The organism is Georgenia muralis (assembly GCF_003814705.1).
GTDB lineage: Bacteria > Actinomycetota > Actinomycetes > Actinomycetales > Actinomycetaceae > Georgenia > Georgenia muralis.
Map to the genome: position 1 here is coordinate 2,505,231 of NZ_RKRA01000001.1, position 17,563 is coordinate 2,522,793.

At 72.3% G+C, this 17,563-nt stretch carries 14 protein-coding genes and 2 pseudogenes; 8 read left to right on the plus strand and 8 right to left on the minus strand.

The genetic code is table 11. From position 1 onward, the window contains the following. The first annotated feature begins 350 nt into the window (after positions 1–350). The 4 genes from EDD32_RS11250 to EDD32_RS11265 all read left to right on the plus strand — a co-directional run bounded on the left by EDD32_RS11250 (position 351) and on the right by EDD32_RS11265 (position 4,558). Positions 351–959 carry an ATP-dependent Clp protease proteolytic subunit gene (locus tag EDD32_RS11250; RefSeq protein WP_170175378.1) on the plus strand — a complete coding sequence of 203 codons (609 nt, stop codon included), beginning with the start codon at positions 351–353 and terminating at the stop codon, positions 957–959. 62 nt (positions 960–1,021) lie between these two features. Further along, on the plus strand, positions 1,022–1,672 hold the full coding sequence (locus EDD32_RS11255; RefSeq protein WP_123920490.1) for an ATP-dependent Clp protease proteolytic subunit: 651 nt from the start codon (positions 1,022–1,024) through the stop codon (positions 1,670–1,672). Between the two features lie 176 nt (positions 1,673–1,848). Then, the gene (gene clpX, locus EDD32_RS11260; RefSeq protein WP_123917539.1) at positions 1,849–3,123 is read left to right on the plus strand and encodes an ATP-dependent Clp protease ATP-binding subunit ClpX; all 1,275 of its coding nucleotides are present in this window, start codon (positions 1,849–1,851) and stop codon (positions 3,121–3,123) included. A 232-nt stretch (positions 3,124–3,355) separates the two neighbouring features. Continuing rightward, on the plus strand, positions 3,356–4,558 hold the full coding sequence (locus EDD32_RS11265; RefSeq protein ID WP_123917541.1) for a baeRF2 domain-containing protein: 1,203 nt from the start codon (positions 3,356–3,358) through the stop codon (positions 4,556–4,558). A gap of 86 nt (positions 4,559–4,644) precedes the next feature. On the opposite strand, the pseudogene EDD32_RS19800 reads toward EDD32_RS11265, so the two are convergent. Then, positions 4,645–4,869 (minus strand): annotated as a pseudogene (locus EDD32_RS19800) ((2Fe-2S)-binding protein); the annotation flags it as partial. Between the two features lie 237 nt (positions 4,870–5,106). On the opposite strand from EDD32_RS19800, the gene EDD32_RS11275 reads away from it, so the two are divergent. Then, positions 5,107–5,484, plus strand: coding sequence for a chorismate mutase (locus EDD32_RS11275; RefSeq protein WP_123917543.1), 378 nt, complete (start codon positions 5,107–5,109; stop codon positions 5,482–5,484). Positions 5,485–5,545: 61 nt separating this feature from the next. Here EDD32_RS11275 and EDD32_RS11280 read toward each other — a convergent pair whose 3' ends face one another. The 4 genes from EDD32_RS11280 to EDD32_RS11295 all read right to left on the minus strand — a co-directional run bounded on the left by EDD32_RS11280 (position 5,546) and on the right by EDD32_RS11295 (position 12,567). Continuing rightward, positions 5,546–7,324, minus strand: coding sequence for an AMP-dependent synthetase/ligase (locus EDD32_RS11280; RefSeq protein ID WP_425459500.1), 1,779 nt, complete (start codon positions 7,322–7,324; stop codon positions 5,546–5,548). A gap of 61 nt (positions 7,325–7,385) precedes the next feature. Then, positions 7,386–10,052 carry a valine--tRNA ligase gene (gene valS, locus EDD32_RS11285; protein ID WP_123917545.1) on the minus strand — a complete coding sequence of 889 codons (2,667 nt, stop codon included), beginning with the start codon at positions 10,050–10,052 and terminating at the stop codon, positions 7,386–7,388. A 75-nt stretch (positions 10,053–10,127) separates the two neighbouring features. Further along, a complete protein-coding gene (locus tag EDD32_RS11290; RefSeq protein ID WP_123917547.1) occupies positions 10,128–11,420 on the minus strand; it encodes an alpha/beta fold hydrolase in 1,293 nt (430 codons plus the stop codon). Between the two features lie 49 nt (positions 11,421–11,469). Beyond that, positions 11,470–12,567 carry a PfkB family carbohydrate kinase gene (locus EDD32_RS11295; protein WP_123917549.1) on the minus strand — a complete coding sequence of 366 codons (1,098 nt, stop codon included), beginning with the start codon at positions 12,565–12,567 and terminating at the stop codon, positions 11,470–11,472. 36 nt (positions 12,568–12,603) lie between these two features. Between EDD32_RS11295 and EDD32_RS11300 the strand changes: the two genes are divergently transcribed. From EDD32_RS11300 to EDD32_RS11310, 3 genes and pseudogenes are all read left to right on the plus strand, one after another. Then, on the plus strand, positions 12,604–13,947 hold the full coding sequence (locus EDD32_RS11300) for a family 4 glycosyl hydrolase (RefSeq protein WP_123917551.1): 1,344 nt from the start codon (positions 12,604–12,606) through the stop codon (positions 13,945–13,947). Positions 13,948–13,955: 8 nt separating this feature from the next. Then, positions 13,956–14,924 carry a J domain-containing protein gene (locus EDD32_RS11305; protein WP_123917553.1) on the plus strand — a complete coding sequence of 323 codons (969 nt, stop codon included), beginning with the start codon at positions 13,956–13,958 and terminating at the stop codon, positions 14,922–14,924. Between the two features lie 176 nt (positions 14,925–15,100). Next, a pseudogene (locus tag EDD32_RS11310) lies at positions 15,101–15,419 on the plus strand (transposase); the annotation flags it as partial. 8 nt (positions 15,420–15,427) lie between these two features. Here the strand turns inward: EDD32_RS11310 and EDD32_RS11315 are convergent. The 3 genes from EDD32_RS11315 to EDD32_RS11325 form a co-directional block, all read right to left on the minus strand. After that, positions 15,428–15,643 (minus strand): helix-turn-helix domain-containing protein, encoded by a 216-nt coding sequence (locus tag EDD32_RS11315; protein ID WP_123917555.1) that lies wholly within the window; start codon positions 15,641–15,643, stop codon positions 15,428–15,430. Further along, positions 15,643–16,119, minus strand: a complete 477-nt coding sequence (locus EDD32_RS11320) for a DUF2975 domain-containing protein (protein ID WP_123917557.1) — start codon at positions 16,117–16,119, stop codon at positions 15,643–15,645. The genes EDD32_RS11315 and EDD32_RS11320 overlap by 1 nt, the downstream gene beginning before the upstream one ends. A gap of 159 nt (positions 16,120–16,278) precedes the next feature. Continuing rightward, positions 16,279–16,662 (minus strand): hypothetical protein, encoded by a 384-nt coding sequence (locus EDD32_RS11325; protein WP_123917559.1) that lies wholly within the window; start codon positions 16,660–16,662, stop codon positions 16,279–16,281. Between the last annotated feature and the right edge of the window lie 901 nt (positions 16,663–17,563).

The window sequence follows — 17,563 nt, forward strand, 5'->3', positions numbered from 1 at the left end:
GAGCGCTCGCTCGGCCGAGGTCGTGGGTTCCGGGTCCAGTCAGCAGGTACCGATCTGCTGACTGGACCCGCGAGGTACTCGTTCGTCGCGAGTGTGCTGAGTGGGGGAGGCGCGGGCCCGGTGGCTGGGTGCTGACTGGACCCGCGAGGTGCTCGTTCGGCACCGCGGCGCGCCGGCCCTGCGTGTCCGCCGGCGCCGTGCCGTCCGGCGCATCGTGCGCCGTGAGCGAAAAGGCCGCCCCCGGGCGGGGTGCGGAGCGGCGTCGGCGTTAGGGTCCTGGGACAGACCCTGATGGCGACACCCGGGTGCCATGGTGCCCGAGACGAAGGAGCATGCACGTGAGCGAGCAGATGCCGCAGGCGAGGACCGAGGGCGCCGGCATGGGCCTGAACGACAACATCTACAACCGGCTCCTCAAGGAGCGCATCATCTGGCTGGGCTCGGAGGTGCGCGACGAGAACGCGAACGCCATCTGCGCCCAGATGATGCTCCTGGCGGCGGAGGACCCCCAGAAGGACATCTTCCTCTACATCAACTCCCCGGGCGGCTCGATCACCGCGGGCATGGCGATCTACGACACCATGCAGTTCGTCCAGCCCGACGTCGCGACGGTGGCGATGGGCATGGCGGCCTCGATGGGGCAGTTCCTGCTCTCGTCGGGCGCGAAGGGCAAGCGCTTCGCCACCCCGCACGCGCGGGTGATGATGCACCAGCCCTCCGGCGGCATCGGGGGCACCGCGACGGACATCCGCATCAACGCCGAGCTGATCCTGCACATGAAGCGGGTCCTCGCCGAGCTCACGGCCGAGCAGACGGGCAAGCCCGTCGAGCAGGTCAACGCCGACGCCGACCGCGACCGCTGGTTCACGGCGACCGAGGCCCTGGAGTACGGCTTCATCGACCACGTCGTCGAGCACTCCCACTCCGTGCCCGGCGGCGGCGGCACGGACGCCAAGTGACGCCCCCCGACCCGAGAACCCCAGGAGCAACCGTGACCAGCCCCTTCCTCGCCCAGGCCGGCATGATGCCGGCGTCCGCCGCCCCGGCCTCCCCGGGCGCGCGCTACGTCCTCCCGCAGTTCGAGGAGCGCACCGCCTACGGCTACAAGCGGCAGGACCCGTACACCAAGCTCTTCGAGGACCGCATCATCTTCCTCGGCGTGCAGGTCGACGACGCCTCCGCGGACGACGTCATGGCGCAGCTGCTCGTCCTGGAGAGCCAGGACCCCGACGGCCTCATCACCATGTACATCAACTCCCCGGGCGGCTCCTTCACCGCGCTGACGGCGATCTACGACACCATGCAGTACATCAAGCCGCAGATCCAGACGGTGTGCCTGGGGCAGGCGGCCTCGGCCGCGGCGGTGCTGCTGGCCGCCGGCTCCCCGGGCAAGCGGCTCGCCCTGCCCAACGCCCGCGTGATGATCCACCAGCCGGCGATGGAGGGCGGCGGCTACGCCCAGGCCTCCGACATCGAGATCCAGGCGAACGAGATCTTCCGGATGCGCGAGTGGCTCGAGGAGACCCTCGCCCACCACACCGGCACCCCGGTCGACCAGATCCGCAAGGACATCGAGCGCGACAAGATCCTCACCGCCGCTCAGGCGCGGGACTACGGGCTCGTCGACCAGGTGCTGGAGTCGCGCAAGGCGCCCCAGCTCACCGCGGGCTGAGACCACAGCCGCCCGTCGGCGCCGTCCGCTCCCTGGCGGGCGGCGCCGACGTCGTGGTGAGGACCACCACCGGCGCGCCGCCCGCACGGGCAGGACAGCACCATGCCTCGTGGTGTGGAATGGTGGGGTGAGCGCCCGAGGGCGGCACGGACGAGACGAGAGAGGGGTGGAGCCCGGTGGTACGCACGGGTGAAGGCGCAGACCTGCTCAAGTGCTCGTTCTGTGGCAAGAGCCAGAAGCAGGTCAAGAAGCTCATCGCGGGACCCGGGGTCTACATCTGCGACGAGTGCATCGACCTGTGCAACGAGATCATCGACGAGGAGCTGGCCGAGGCCAGCGAGCTCGGGCTGGTGGACCTGCCCAAGCCCCGGGAGATCTACGACTTCCTCGAGGAGTACATCATCGGCCAGGACCGCGCCAAGCGGTCTCTCGCCGTCGCGGTGTACAACCACTACAAGCGTGTCCAGGCGCGTGAGGCCAGCAGCGACGACGACGGCGTCGAGATCGCCAAGTCGAACATCCTCCTCATCGGCCCCACCGGCACGGGCAAGACCTATCTCGCCCAGACGCTGGCGAAGATGCTCAACGTCCCGTTCGCGATCGCCGACGCCACGGCGCTGACCGAGGCCGGGTACGTGGGCGAGGACGTGGAGAACATCCTCCTCAAGCTCATCCAGGCCGCCGACTTCGACGTCAAGAAGGCCGAGAAGGGCATCATCTACATCGACGAGATCGACAAGATCGCCCGCAAGAGCGAGAACCCGTCGATCACGCGCGATGTCTCGGGCGAGGGCGTCCAGCAGGCGCTGCTGAAGATCATCGAGGGCACCCAGGCCTCGGTGCCGCCGCAGGGCGGGCGCAAGCACCCGCACCAGGAGTTCCTCCAGATCGACACGACGAACGTGCTGTTCATCGTCGCCGGGGCCTTCGCGGGCCTGGAGGAGATCATCTCCTCGCGCGTCGGGCGGCGCGGCATCGGCTTCGGCGCCCCGCTGCGCTCCGCCGACCAGGACGTCGACCTCTTCGGCGAGGCCCGGCCCGAGGACCTGCACAAGTTCGGGCTCATTCCCGAGTTCGTGGGCCGCCTGCCGATCGTGGCCACGGTGAGCAAGCTCGACCAGGACGCGCTCGTGCGCATCCTCACCGAGCCGCGCAACGCCCTCGTCAAGCAGTACCAGCGGATGTTCGAGATCGACGGCGTCGAGCTGGAGTTCACCGACGACGCCCTCGACGCCATCGCCGAGCAGGCGCTGCTGCGCGGCACCGGTGCGCGCGGGCTGCGGGCCATCATGGAGGAGGTCCTGCGCGAGGTGATGTTCGAGGTGCCCTCGCGCGACGACGTCGCCCGCGTGGTGATCAACCGCGAGGTCGTTCTCGAGAACGTCAACCCCACGCTCGTGCCGCGTGAGACCGCGGCCAAGCGGCGGCCCCCGCGGGAGAAGTCCGCCTGACCTGACGACCTCCCGTCCTCCGACGCGGCCGGCCCTCCGGGGCCGGCCGCGTCGCCCGTCCGGTGGCCGTGATCCATCGCCGCGGGCGAGGGCCCGCTGCCCCGGGTCCCCGCGCGCAGACGGGGCATCACGCCGAGCGCCGACCGGCCGGTGAGCGGGCCCCCAACCCTGGCACCGCGCGGCCGGAAGGGGCAGAGTGGGGGCATCAGTTCCCGACACAGTGAGGTGCCCGATGCGACTCGACCTTCTCACCGCAGACCTGCCCACCGACGTCCCGTTCGCGACCGTGGTGATGGACGCGACGCGGGAGAGCGAGACGGGTGACCAGGCCGTGCTGACGCGGTGGAAGGACCTGCGGCGCAGCCTCGAGGAACAGGGTGCCGACGTCGCCACCCTCGACGAGATCGGTGAGCGGGTGCGCACCATCAGCAAGGCGGCCGGCCAGCACGGTCGGGTTCTCGTCGCCGCCCGCGGGCAGATCCTCCTCGACTGCGCCCTCCACGAGCCCCCCGCCACCGACGAGGCCGTCTGGGACCACGGCGCGAGCGCCTTCGCCCTCGCCCGGGTCGCCGACGAGCACGTGCGCTACCTCATCGCCTCGGTGGACCGCTCGGGCATGGACCTCATCCTCCGCGAGTCGGCGACGGCGACCGAGGCCGGCGGGGACGCCGAGTCCTTCGAGGGTGGTCACGACGAGCTGAGCAAGACCAACACCGGCGGGCGCTCGCAGCGCCGTTACGAGTCCCGGGCGGAGGACTCGTGGGAGCGCAACGCCGAGGCGGTCGCCGCCGAGCTCGACCGGGTCGTCGCCGAGCGCCGGCCGGAGCTGGTGCTCCTCACCGGTGACGTGCGCGCCCGTGCCCTCGTCCTGGACGCGGTCGGGCGCACCACCCGCGCGCACGTCGTCACCGTCGAGGGCGGCTCACGCTCCGAGGGGGCCAAGCCCGAGACGTTCAACGCCCACGTGGCCGAGGCGGTGGAGGCCTTCCGCCTGCGCCGGCGGGAGAAGGTGCTCGACCGCTTCCGCGAGGTGCACGGGCAGGACGGGGCCGCGATCACCGGCCGGGAGGGCATCCTGGACGTCCTGCGCCGCGGCCAGGTGGCCGAGCTCGTCGTCACCGAGGCCGTGGCGGGGCCGCCGTCCTCGCTCGCCGGCAAGAAGCTGTGGGTGGGGGACTCCGCGCTGGCCATCGGCGTGAGCCGCTCCGACGTCGAGGACCTCGGCGCCACCGCCCCCCACCAGATGCGGGCCGACCTTGCGATCGGCCGCGCGGCCCTGGCCCAGGGGGCCGGCATCACGGTCGTGGACGAGAACGCCGTGTCCCTCCACGACGGCGTCGGGGCGCTCCTGCGCTGGAACGACGCCGCCACCCCCAACGACCACGTCTTCAGCCAGAGCGCCGACCCCCACCGTGAGGCGCGCGTGCGCCGCTGAGGCGCCCACCCGATCACCGGGGCGGCCGCCGCGGCGGCCGCCCGGTGACCGCCGGCGGCGTGGGCGGCGAGACGCCCGCGGATCGTCTCGTGGCAGCCGCCGCAGCCGGTGCCGGCCCGGGTCGCGCGGCCCACCTCGGCGACGGTGGCGCAGCCGCCGGCGACGGCGTCGTCGATGCTGCCCAGCGTCACGCCCGAGCACCGGCAGACCGTGGCCGAGGGGCTCGCCGGCGCCGGGGCCGCCTCGCCGGCGGCGTCGAGTCGGAACGAGCTCGTGCGGTCCGCCGGGAGAGATCGTCCCCGCGCTCGCACCGGGGTACTTCCCCGACCTGGCGGCCGCGTGCGGCGCGGACCTCGTCAGCGACCCGCTGCTGCTGCCGGGCGAGGCCCCCGCCGAGCTGGTCGACGTCGTCCTCGTCCGCTACGCCGCGCCGGCCCGACCTCCGTCGCCGGCCCGACCTCCGTCGCCGGCCCGACCTCAATCGCCGGCCGTCCGCCGCTGACCGGGCGGCCCGGCACCGCCGGGAAGCCGCCCGTAGGATCGCCACCATGACGCGACCCGGGATCCACGCCAGCCCCGAGCCCGACGAGGTGCCGGCCGAGCTGCGGGCCGCCCGCGGCACGATCGACAACATCGACGCCGCCCTCGTGCACCTGCTCGCCGAGCGGTTCCGGTGCACCCAGCAGGTCGGGGTGCTCAAGGCCAGGCTGAGCCTGCCGCCGTCGGACCCGGCCCGCGAGCAGCGTCAGGTCGCCCGCCTGCGGGCGCTCGCGGAGGAGGCCGGCCTCGACCCGGTGTTCGCCGAGAAGTTCCTCGCGTTCATCGTCGAGGAGGTCATCCGCCACCACACGGTCATCGCCGACACGATCGCCACCGGCGGTGACGTCGCCGGAGCCGTGCCGGGCAGCGTTGGCCCCGGCGCCTGAGCAGGTCGGGCGCCTGAGCCGCCCGTAACCCTGGCCGCCCGTAACCCTGACCGCCCGGGCGTCAGTACAGCGCGTCGATCTCGGCGGCGAAGTCGCGGGCGACCTCGCCCCGGCGGACCTTCATCGACGGCGTGAGGTAGCCGTTGGCCTCGGTGAAGTCCGTGGTGAGGACGCGGATCTTGCGGATGGACTCCGCGCGGGAGACCGCCTCATTCGCCCGGGTCACGGCCCGGTCCAGCGCCGCGAGGACGTCGGGGTGGGTCGCCGCCTCCTCCACGCTCAGCGCGGGCAGTCCGTGGTTGGCCAGCCAGCCGGGCAGCAGGTCCGCGTCGAGGGTGACCAGCGCGCCGATGAAGGGCCGGGCGTCGCCGACGACGACCACCTGGGAGACGAGCGGGTGGCCGCGGAGGCGGTCCTCGAGGACGGCCGGGGCGACGTTCTTGCCGCCGGCGGTGACGATGATCTCCTTCTGCCGACCGGTGATGGTGAGGAAGCCGTCGTCGTCGATCGCGCCCAGGTCGCCGGTGAGGAACCAGCCGTCCCGGAACGCGGCCGCGGTGGCGCCGGTGTCCCCGTGGTAGCCGCGGAAGACGTGCGGACCCTTGACCATGACCTGCCCGTCGTCGTCGACGGCGAGCGTGGTGCCCGGGTAGGCCGGACCCACCGTCCCGATCTTGACCTGGCCCGGCCGGTTGACCGCAGTGGGGGCCCCGGTCTCGGTCATGCCGTAGCCCTCGAGGACGACCACCCCGATGCCGCGGTAGAAGTGGCCGAGGCGCTCGCCGAGCGGCGCGCCGCCGGAGACGGCGTAGACGAGGTCGCCGCCCATCGCGGCCCGGATCTTGCCGTGGACGAGCCGTCCGGCCGCCGCGTGCTGGGCCCGCAGCGCCGGCGAGGGCCCGGCGTCGGTGTCCAGCGCCCTCGAGTACTCGATGGCGACCTTCGCGCCCCACCGGAAGATGCGCTGCTTGGCGCCCGAGCCGGCCCGGGCGTCGGCGGAGTTGTAGACCTTCTCGAACACGCGCGGGACGGCGAGGAGGAAGGTGGGACGGAAGGCGCCCAGGTCGGCCACGAGGTTCTTGGCGTCGGGCACGTGGGCCATGACGGCGCCGGAGTACACGCAGAGCACCTGGACGAACCGGGCGAAGACGTGCGCCAGCGGCATGAAGACCAGCGTGCGCTTGTCTGCGCCCGTCACCACCTTGCTCAGGTCGGGGTCACGGGCGCCGTCGACGACGAGCGCGACGAGGTTGCCGTGGGTGAGCTCGACGCCCTTGGGGCGCCCGGTGGTGCCGGAGGTGTAGATGATCGTGGCGAGGGCCGCGCCGTCGGTGGCCTCGGTGCGCCGGACGACCTCCTCGTCGGGGACGTCGGCGCCGGCGGCGGCCACCTGGCTCAGCGCGAAGTCGTCGATGACGCGGACCTCGGGCCCCGCCGGCACGAGCGCCGCCTGCGCCCGGGTCTCGGTGAAGACCAGCCGCACGCCGGCGTCGGAGACGATCCACTCCACCTGGCTCGCCGAGGACGTCTCGTAGATCGGTACCGGGACGGCGCCGGCCGACCAGGCGGCGAAGTCGAGCACGGACCACTCGTAGCTCGTCCGGCTCATGATGGCCACGCGGTCGCCCGGCTCGACACCGAGCGCGACCAGGCCCTTGGCGACGGCGCGCACCTCGTCGGCGAACACCCGGGTGGTGACGGGCACGAACTCCGAGCCGAGGGCGCTCTGGCGCTCGAAGATCGTGCTCTCGGGCGTCGCGGCCAGGCGGTCGCGCAGGATCTTGGGGATCGACATCTCCGGGGTGGACAGGCCGGAGCCGGGTGTGGCTGTCTGCGTGATCACGTGCTGCGGGTCTCCTGCGGGTCGTATCGGTCGAGCGGTCGTGGCGCTGCCGGCGCGGTCAGCGGCGCTGCTCCGGCTCGTCGAGCTCGTGCTCGGTCACGACCGCCTCGCCGTCGCCGGAGCCGAGGATCTCCAGGTCCCCGCGCACCCGCCCGGCGGCCCGCAGGTCCGTCAGGGCCTGCTGGACGGCGTCCACCTGGGCGGCGGGCAGGGCCAGGCGGACCCGGGCGAACGTGGTGCGCTGGGAGACCTTCGCCTCGGACTTGACCTTGCGCAGGGCCGCGAGGGCCTGCCCGGTGGCGGCGATGAGCGCGGGGTCGCCGTCGGCCGCCGCGGCGCGCAACGGGCCGGCGTCCGGCCAGGCGGCGCGGTGGACCGAGCCGGGCCGGTACCAGCGCCACACCTCCTCGGTGGCGAAGGGCAGCACCGGGGCGAACAGGCGCAGGAACGTGTCCACCGCGATCGCCAGGGCCGAGCGGGCGGAGGCGGCGTCGGCGGCGGGCAGGACGCCGTCACGGTTGTAGGCGCGGTCCTTGACCAGCTCGAGGTAGTCGTCGCAGAAGGTCCAGAAGTAGGTCTCGGAGACCTCCAGCGCCCGGGTGTGGTCGTAGGCCTCGAGAGCCGTGGTGGCCGTCTCGACGACGTCGGCCAGCCCGGCGAGCATCGCCTTGTCGATGGGCGCAGTCACGGCCGCCGGGTCGAGGACGAGCGGGTCGTCCCCGGCCATGGTGAGCGCGAACTTGCTGGCGTTGAGGACCTTGATCGCCAGGCGGCGGCCGATCTTCATCTGGCCGACCTCGAAGGCGGCATCGGTACCCAGCCGGGCCGAGGCGGCCCAGTAGCGCACGGCGTCGGAGCCGTGCTCCTCGAGCAGGCCCATGGGGGTGACGACGTTGCCCTTCGACTTGGACATCTTCTTGCGGTCGGGGTCGAGGATCCACCCCGAGATCGCGGCGTGCCGCCACGGCAGCGCCCCGAACTCCAGGTGGGCGCGCACCACGGTGGAGAACAGCCAGGTGCGGATGATGTCCTGGCCCTGGGGGCGCAGGTCCATGGGGTAGACGCGGGCGAAGAGGTCCTCGTCGCGCAGCCACCCGCCGGCGATCTGCGGGGTGAGGGAGGACGTCGCCCAGGTGTCCATGATGTCGACCTCGCCGACGAACCCGCCGACCGAGCCGCGCTGGTCCTCGGTGTAGCCCGGGGGGACGTCGATGCTGGGGTCGACCGGGAGCTGGGCGGCCTCGGGGGTCAGGACCCGGTCGTGGTCGACCTCGCCGTCGGCGCCCACGGCGTACCAGACGGGGATCGGGACGCCGAAGAACCGCTGCCGCGAGACCAGCCAGTCGCTGTTGAGCCCACCGACCCAGTTCTCGTAGCGCACGCGCATGAAGTCGGGGTGGAAGTCCAGCTCCCGCCCGCGGGCGAGGAGGTTCTCGCGCAGGTCCGTGCCGTCGGTGTCGGTGTGGGGGCGCCCGCCGTTGCGGATGTACCACTGGCGCGAGGTGACGATCTCGAGGGGCTTGTCGCCCTTCTCGTAGAAGTTGGTCTTGCGCTGGGTGGGGGCCGGCTCGCCGTCGAGGTCGCCGGAGTCGCGCAGGGCGTCGACGACGGCGGTGCGGGCGGAGAACGCGGTCTTCCCCGCCATCTCGGCGTAGGCCTCCTGCCCGGCGGGGTCGGTGATCCACTCGGGGGTCTCGCGCAGGATCCGGCCGTCGCGCCCGAGGACCGGGCGGGTGGGCAGGTCCAGCTCGCGCCACCACTGCACGTCGGTGAGGTCGCCGAAGGTGCAGCACATGGCGATGCCGGCGCCCTTGTCCATCTCCGCGGCCGGGTGCGCCAGGACGGGCAGCTCGACGCCGAAGACGGGGGAGGTGACGGTGGTGCCGAACAGCGGCTGGTACCGCTCGTCGTCGGGGTGGGCGATCAGCGCCACGCAGGCGGGCAGCAGCTCGGGCCGCGTCGTCTCGATGTGGACCTCGGTGCCGTCCGGGCGGTGGAACGCCACCTTGTGGAAGAAGCCCGGGTAGTCGCGCGCCTCGAGTTCGGCCTGGGCGACCGCGGTCTGGAAGGTGACGTCCCACAGGCCCGGGGCGGCGGCCTGGTAGGCCTCGCCGCGCTCGAGGTTGTGCAGGAACGCGGCCTGGGCCACGAGCCGGGCGTCGGCGCCGATCGTCTGGTAGTGCTGGCGCCAGTCGACGCTGAGGCCCAGGTGGCGCCACAGCGCCTCGAACTGCTGCTCGTCCTCGGCGGTGAGGCGCTCGCACAGCTCGACGAAGTTCTTCCGGCTCACCGGCACCTGGTCGGCGGCCCGCACGCTCTTGCCCTCCCCGCCCACGTGCGGGGGGACGAGGTCGGGGTCGTAGGGCAGGGAGGGGTCGCAGCGGACGCCGAAGTAGTTCTGGACGCGCCGCTCCGTGGGCAGGCCGTTGTCGTCCCAGCCCATGGGGTAGAACACGGACTTGCCCCGCATGCGCTGGAAGCGGGCGACGACGTCGGTGTGGGTGTAGCTGAAGACGTGCCCGACGTGCAGGGAGCCCGAGACGGTCGGCGGCGGGGTGTCGATGGAGTACACCTGCTCGCGCGTGGCGGTGCGGTCGAAGGCGTAGGTCTGCTCGTGCTCCCACGCGGCGTTCCACCGGTCCTCGAGACCCTCGAGGCTGACCTTGTCCGGTGCCGACGGGGGCGGGAGGGTCTCGGCGTCGCGGGTGGTGGGCGTCTGGCTCATGGTCCCCGATTCTTCCACGGCGCGGCGGCGCCCCTGGTCACGCCCCGGGCCGCCCGCCTCGGCGCCCGGCCGCCCTCACCGCCGGGCGAGGGTGAGCAGCCGGTCGAGGATCCGTTCGCCGTCGGAGCGGATGCCGTCGTGGTGGTACTCGTTCGTCACCCACGGCCGCACCCCCCGCACCGCGGCGGCGGTGGCGCGGGAGAGCTCGAGCGGGACGAACATGTCGTCCACGTACACGGCCGCGGCGACGGGCACCTCGTTGGTCGCCAGCACCTCGGGGTCGTACAGGGCGGGGAAGTCGGCCTTGGCGGCGAGGAGGTCGGCGGCGTCCGCGAGCGGGGCGAGGGCCGGGTCCTCCCGCAGCTGCCAGGGGTACACGTGCTCCCCGGTGAGGTGGTAGGGCCGGGACGTGTCGGCCGGGTCGGCGTCCTCGGCGAAGCCGTCCCACTCCTCGCGCAGGCGGTGGGCGGCCCAGCGGGTGGCCGAGCCCTGCGCGTAGATCGGCTCGTGCAGGACCGCGTAGAGGGGGTTCGTGGCGTGGCTGAGCAGGGCGCCGGTGTCGGCGAGGAAGGTGCGGGCGAGGCGGCGGGTGCCGCCGACCGAGACGAACGGCGCCTCGAGGACGTGGTGGAGGGCGTGGAAGCCGAGGTCGGCGCCGAGCCGGATGCCGATCTGGCGCAGCCGACGGGCGGAGAGCACCTCGCCGGTGGGCAGGCGCTCCTCGGTGCCGCCCAGGTGCCGCGCGACGTCGCGTAGGGCCCGCTCGTCCGCCGGGTAGCGGGCGAAGTACTCGGCGTTGCGCGCGGCGGTGCGGGCGTAGGTGAGGCGGTAGACGTCCTCGGCGCCGGCGGTCAGTCCGGGCAGGCCGCCGGTGACGAGCACCTCGAGCAGGCCGTGCGGGGCCCGGGAGAGGTAGGTCGTCAGGACGAACCCGCCGTAGGACTGCCCCAGGGCCGACCACGGCCGACCGTCGGTGAGCTCGGCGCGCAGGGCCTCGGCGTCGGCGACGATCGCGTCGGCCCGGAAGTGGGCGAGGTAGTCGGCCTGGGCGGCGGCGTCGCCGCGGGCGGGGACGGTCAGGGCGTCGGCGGGGGTCGAGCGGCCGGTGCCGCGCTGGTCGAGCAGGACGACGCGGAAGTCGTCCAGAGCGCGGTCGACCCAGCCGGTGATCCGGGCGGGCCGGTCCGCCCGGCCGCCGGGGCCGCCCTGGAGGTAGAGCAGGTGCGGGCGGTCGGCGCCACCGTCGCGCACGATCTCGCGGGCGAAGACCTCGATCCGCTCCCCGCCGTGGGTGGCGTGGTCCAGGGGCACGGTGAGGGTGTGCTCGAGGACGTCGTGGCCGGGCAGGCGGAGGCGGGTGGTGTCCATGGTGTCCTCGGTGGTGGCGGGGCGGAGTGCGGCTCGGTGGTCGCAGCGGTCAGTGGTCGCGCAGGGTCGGGGCCGGGCCCTCGGCCGGCTGGGCGTCGGAGAACCGGGCGAGGGTGGCCTCGGCCCGCCGCACCCGGGCGAGCGGGTGGCCCTGCAGGGCCTCGCCGAGGAACGCGTAGTGCTCGGCCGTGGCCCGGGCGGTGCTGTCGCCGGTGCGGGCGGACGCCACCGTGGCGCTCCACCAGTCGGCGAGGTCGCCCCACCCCGGCGCCGCGAGGGAGCCGCCGAAGTGCTGGACGGCGAGCGCCGAGCACAGCACCGCGAACCGCAGGCGCTGCTCCAGCTCCCAGCCCTGCAGCGTGGCCGTGACCAGGGCTGCGGTGAAGACGTCCCCGGCGCCGGTGGGGTCCACCGCCACCACCGACAGCGGCTCCACCCGGACCTCGGCGCCGGTGGCGGCGTCGACCGCGAGGGCGCCGTCGGCGCCGAGGGTGACCACCGCGAGCGGGACGTGCTCGGCCAGGGCCCGGGCCGCCGCGGCGGGGGAGCTGGTGCGGGTCCACGCCATCGCCTCGTCGGCGTTGGGGGTGAAGACCGCGCAGCCCGCCAGCGCGGCGGCGAGCCGGGCGGGGTCCCACCGACCCGTGGTGTCCCAGCCGCCGTCGGCAACGACCAGGGCGCCGGCGTCGGCGCGCGGGCGCCACCACGGCTCGCCCGCGGCGAGGACGTCGACGACGACGGCGCGTGCGGGCGGGGCGGCCGCGGCCAGGACCGCGGCGGGCTCGGGGTCCGGGTGGCCGTGGGTGATCATCGACCGGTCGCCGTCGAGCGCGACCGAGACCGTGACGGAGGAGTGCCAGTGCCGGTAGCGGCGTGCGGCGGAGAGGTCGACGCCCTCCTGCTCCCCGAGGACCGTCCACAGCCAGTCCGCGTAGGCGTCGTCGCCGAACGCGGCGGCCAGGCCGGTGCGCAGGTCCAGCCGGGCCGCGGCGACGGCGAGGTTGGCGATGCCGCCGGGCGCGGAGCCCATGCCGCTCGCCCACACCTCGGTGCCCGGGCGCGGGGTCTCGGGCAGGCCGGTGAAGACGATGTCGACGAAGACCTGGCCGGTGACGAGCAGGTCGAGGGTGCGGGGGTCGGTGCTCATGGTGGTCCCGATCCTGCCACCGGTAGCGTGACGGGCGTGATGCTCACGATCGTCGGCGGGGGCGGGTTCCGCGTGCCCCTCGTCCACCAGGCCCTGCTCGCCGCCCGGGACCGGGTCGACGTCAGCGACGTCGTCCTCCTCGACACCGACCCGCGCCGGCTCGCGGTGATGACCGACGTCCTCGCCCAGGCCGGGCCGTCCGGCGGCCCGCGGGTCCGGGCGACCACCGAGCCCGAGGAGGCACTGACGGGCGCCGACGTCGTCTTCGCGGCCGTCCGGGTCGGTGGCACCGCCGGGCGCACCCGGGACGAGCGCGACGCCATGGCCGAGGGCCTGCTCGGTCAGGAGACGGTCGGGCCGGGCGGCCTGGCCTACGCGCTGCGGACCGTGCCCGTGGTGGACGCGCTCGCCGAGCAGATCGCCGAGCACGCCCCGGCGGCCTGGACGATCACGTTCACCAACCCCGCCTCGATCGTCACCGAGGCGATGCGCGACCGGCTCGGCGACCGCGTCGTCGGGATCTGCGACACCCCCATCGCGCTGGTGCGCAACGCCCTGCGTGCGCTGGGCCTCGACCCGCGCGGGTTCGACACCGGCGAGGTGGCCGTCGACTACGCGGGCCTGAACCACCTCGGCTGGCTGCGCGGCCTCCACTGCGACGGCACCGACCTGCTCCCCGGGCTGCTCGCCGACGACGCCGCGCTCGCCGGCATCGAGGAGGCCCGGCTCATGGGGGCGGACTGGTTGCGGGCGCTGCGCGCCATCCCCAACGAGTACGTCTACTACTACGACTTCGCCCGCGAGGCCGTCGCCGCGCTCGCCGCCGCGCCGCACACCCGCGGGGAGTACCTCGCCGAGCAGCAGGAGACCTTCTACGCCGCCGCCTCCGCCCGACCCGGTGAGGCGCACGCGCTGTGGCGGGCGGCGCTCGCCGAGCGGGAGGCCACCTACATGGCCACCGAGCGGGAGAGTGCCGATGCGGGCCAGCGGGGCGCGGAGGACCTCGGTGGCGGCTACCACGAGGTCGCCGTCGACCTCATGGCCGCGCTCCTGGGCGGCGAGGAGCACCGGATGATCCTTGACGTCGCCAACGACGCGGGCGGCGGCACGCCGGTCGTCCCGGGCCTGCCGACGGACGCCGTGGTCGAGGTGCCCGTCCTCGCCTCGGCCGCCGGGGTGCGGCCACTGCCGACGCGCACCGGCCTCGACCCGGTGATGACCGCCCGGCTCCAGGCCGTCAAGGCGGCCGAGCGGCTCACGATCGAGGCCGCCCGCACCGAGTCGGTGACGACGGCGTGGCGGGCTCTGGCCGCCCACCCCCTCGTCGACTCGGTCGCCGTGGCCCGCCGCCTGGCCGAGCGCGCCCTCGGCGGCCGGTGAGAGACCCGATGCCCGACGGCCCTGACTCGCCCTACGCCGTGCTCGGTGTCGACCGCCGCGCGTCCGCGGCGGAGCTGCGCCGCGCCTACCGGCGGCGTCAGCGTAAGACCCACCCCGACCTCGGCGGCGACCCGGTGGCCTTCCACGCCGTCCAGGTGGCCTGGGAGCGGATCGGCACCCCGGCCGCGCGGGCCGCCTACGACCGCGAGGCCGCCGGCGCACCGCACCGGCCGGGCGGCCGGGACGAGGAGGGCACCCGGACGTGGACGTCGGGGACCCGGCGCGGCAGCGCCCGGGCACCGTCGCGGGCCCGCTCCTACGGTCACCCGGGCGGCGCGTCCCGCCAGCGCTTCCTCACCCTGGTGCGCGAGTGGGCCGGGCGCGGCACCGCGCTCGAGGACCCCTACGACGAGGACCTCCTCGCCCGCGCCCCGGTGGAGATCCGCCACGCCCTGGCCGACGCCCTCGCCGAGGAGAGCACGGCCCGCACCCTTGGTGCGCTCGGCGCGTCCTGGGTGCTGTGGCACGACGTCGTCACCGAGGCGGGGGAGTGGACGCTGCGCCCGGGGGCCCCGGTCACCGACCCGCCCAAGATCGACCACGTGGCTCTGGGCCCCACCGGTCTGTTCCTCGTGCAGTCCGAGGACTGGGGCGCGCCCGTGACCGTGCGGGGCAGCGAGCTCGTCAGCCCGGGCCTGCCGCCGGGGGAGGAGCCCGTGCGCGCCTTCGAGCGGCGGGCCCGGATCGTGCGGTCGTGGCGGGTGGCGGTCGCTGCCCTGGTGGTGGTCCTCCCCGACGATGCCCTGGCGGAGGACGTCATCCTGCTGCGCCGGGCCGGGTGGCGACACGCCACCGTGTACGCCGTGCGCCGCCGCGCACTCGGTGCCCTGCTCAGCGGCGGAACGGGGCGGCGGATCGGCGAGGAGGAGTTCTTCGCCGTCCGTGACCGGCTCAACCAGGTGATCCGGTTCGTCTGACTGGGTGTGTCCCATCTGGTGTACGGGCCAGATGGTCATGTCTACGGATCTGCCGATGTCCGATTGCCCCCGCGATCTCCATGGTCAAGCGTCATCGTCAATTGTTACGCGGTGGTCTTTGCGAAGGCCAGTGCCTCGGTCGGTGTCTCGATCGGGCTGTCGAAGACGGTGACCACCTGATCGCCGCTTACCGCGAACCAGACCCAACCCGCGGACGCCAGGCGATGGAGAAGTTGATCACCTCGATCAACACGGGGTCCCGGCCTCACTGACAGAGAGCATCACTCAGCCGCACGCTCAAGAAGCGCGCCGCCGACGTCCTGGCCTACTTTGAACCGGCCCGGCACATCCAACGGGCCCACAGAGGCGATCAACGGCCGACTCGAGCACCTCCGCGGCTCCGCCCTCGGCTTCCGAAACCTCACCAACTACATCGCCAGGTTCATCCTCGAGACCGGCGGATTCAGACCCCGACCACACCCTGGATTGCGATGAGCCCGAAATCAATCCTGCAGGTCAGGTATCCATTTAAGAATTTCACCCGGCTGACACTCGAGCACGCGACAGATCGCATCTAGCGTCGAGAATCGTATTGCCTTCGCGCGACCGTTCTTGAGTACGGCGATGTTGGCGGGTGTAATACCCACGGCGGTAGCAAAATCGCCTACCGAGATTTTCCGGCGTGCAAGCAGAGCATCCAGTTCGACGACGATGGGCATCAGATCACAACGTCGAGTTCAGTTCGATACTCGATGGACACCTTCAGTAGGCCACGCACGACGAGCATAAGCAGTACGAGCGCGGTGCCACTGGTCACGCTTGCGGCCATAACGAGAACGACTCCAGGTCCCCCGACCTGGACGACACCAACTAAATGAACCATGATGCCCGCTGTTAAGAGCGTGATTGCGATGGCGCACCACGTGATGACGTCTACCCAGCGGAGGGCACGGGAAGTAAATATTCCGCCTCCTGTGACTAGACCTAGCAGCCGCCACACCGCACACAACGCTGCCTGAATGCATGCGATCGCGAGGATGGCGGCTACGGAGTAGGGAATGACAAGGTAGGCGACCTCTGGGTACTCCGCTCCGATCTCGGTGGCGGCGATCGGCACCAGTACTTGCGTCAGCAGCGCACCGAGAAGAAGTGCGCCTAACGCCCCCCTCAACAGCCTCGCAGCGATGATGCTCACCTATCAATCATCAGAACTTACCTATCGAATGTCAATAGGTGAGCGCCGGTGCCGCCCGGTGGTCGACCGCCACTGCCGGGTTGAGGTGCGCGGCCGCGGGGCTTCCCGGAGGCGGCCTCGTTGCGGACTCGCTCGGCGTTGTCATGTCCTAGCCTGCATCTATGTGACGCCCGGATCGATACGGGTCGTCCTGATGTTGAAGACTGTCTGCTCCGCACCTGGGTTCAAGCTGTCCCAGACGCTGTGGGTGACTTCGGGACCTGCGGACCATGTGGTTCCACTGAGCCGCGCGCTGGAACACTTCTCCGAGCTCACGTTGGTGCCGCCGCGCGAGTACCAGAAGCACACATTGATGATGCGGAGGCCCGAGTAAATGTTGCCAGCGGCCCTTGCCTTCCCGTCGTACCGTAGTTGCACCACCTCCGTGCTTATGGCGTAGCTGGTCCCCCACTGCACCATTGGAGTGATTTGCCCCGGTGATACCGTCGTGCCGAAATATCGGCCCACCGGGTCGCCGCCCGGAACAATCGCGAACTGTTCCACGTCGACGACGAGACCATCCTCGGACCCATACTCACGTCCCCCAATCACTTCAGTCTTGGGCGCTAAGCCCTCGTCGCCCGTAGCCCCTGACGCGTATGCTCCACTTACGCCCACGACTAGCAGCAGCGCAAGCGTCCCTGCCGTCGCAGTGATGACTATCGACTTATGTCTGCGCACAACGCTCCTATTGTTCGTTCCGGTCTGGCGAGCCCCGCTGCGACAACAGTGCCAGTTCGAAATGATTCATCAGACAGCAATCGGCCGTGAATTGATGCCATGGCAGTTTGCTGTCACCGCTCTAGAACGACACATTTGGCGCGAAAAGCGGCAAATCCGCCCTAGGGTGGCAGGAATCATCGGTCAAGATTCGATCCCTCAGACCAGTCCCTGATCCTTGCGGGATCCTGGCGTAGGTGGAGAGCGGGCGTCGCCACCAACGGAGGTCGAGCCCCTGCGTTGGTCGCCGCAGGGGGCCGCGCAGAGGTGGCCAAGTAGCCGCCCCCGGTGGTTGGTCGTGAGGTTGTCTTCCGCGGCGAGACGTTCCTGCCGACTCCCCTGCCCTAACTCGCAGTAAGTGCGGTAAGCACGCGCGACCTCCGCGATCGTCTCCGTCTGGCACCACTGCATAGCTCGTGATCGCGCCTACAGTGTTTCGAACGGATCCAGTCGAGGTGCTTCATCTTTACGGAGGGCTCGGCGGCCCCCGCAGCCGTAGTCGCCCGGGCCACTTGCACGGCCGAACATGGCATCCGCACATGCCGCCATGCGCGCGGTCGCGCCGATACATGCGGCTTGGGGGACGCGCCATCGAACCGACGCGTCCCCCGGACTCGGCCCGGCTCGAACGTGCTGCCACCCTCTCCGTGCTGCTGGGTCCGGTCATCCGGAGCCACCGGACCTT

Coding starts and splice junctions, on each gene's coding strand:
- EDD32_RS11250 (WP_170175378.1), top strand. CDS start 351: ATGCCGCAGGCGAGGACCGAGGGCGCCGGCATGGGCCTGAACGACAAC.
- EDD32_RS11255 (WP_123920490.1), top strand. CDS start 1,022: ATGATGCCGGCGTCCGCCGCCCCGGCCTCCCCGGGCGCGCGCTACGTC.
- EDD32_RS11265 (WP_123917541.1), top strand. CDS start 3,356: ATGCGACTCGACCTTCTCACCGCAGACCTGCCCACCGACGTCCCGTTC.
- EDD32_RS11275 (WP_123917543.1), top strand. CDS start 5,107: ATGACGCGACCCGGGATCCACGCCAGCCCCGAGCCCGACGAGGTGCCG.
- valS (WP_123917545.1), bottom strand. CDS start 10,052: ATGAGCCAGACGCCCACCACCCGCGACGCCGAGACCCTCCCGCCCCCG.
- EDD32_RS11290 (WP_123917547.1), bottom strand. CDS start 11,420: ATGGACACCACCCGCCTCCGCCTGCCCGGCCACGACGTCCTCGAGCAC.
- EDD32_RS11295 (WP_123917549.1), bottom strand. CDS start 12,567: ATGAGCACCGACCCCCGCACCCTCGACCTGCTCGTCACCGGCCAGGTC.
- EDD32_RS11305 (WP_123917553.1), top strand. CDS start 13,956: ATGCCCGACGGCCCTGACTCGCCCTACGCCGTGCTCGGTGTCGACCGC.
- EDD32_RS11315 (WP_123917555.1), bottom strand. CDS start 15,643: ATGCCCATCGTCGTCGAACTGGATGCTCTGCTTGCACGCCGGAAAATC.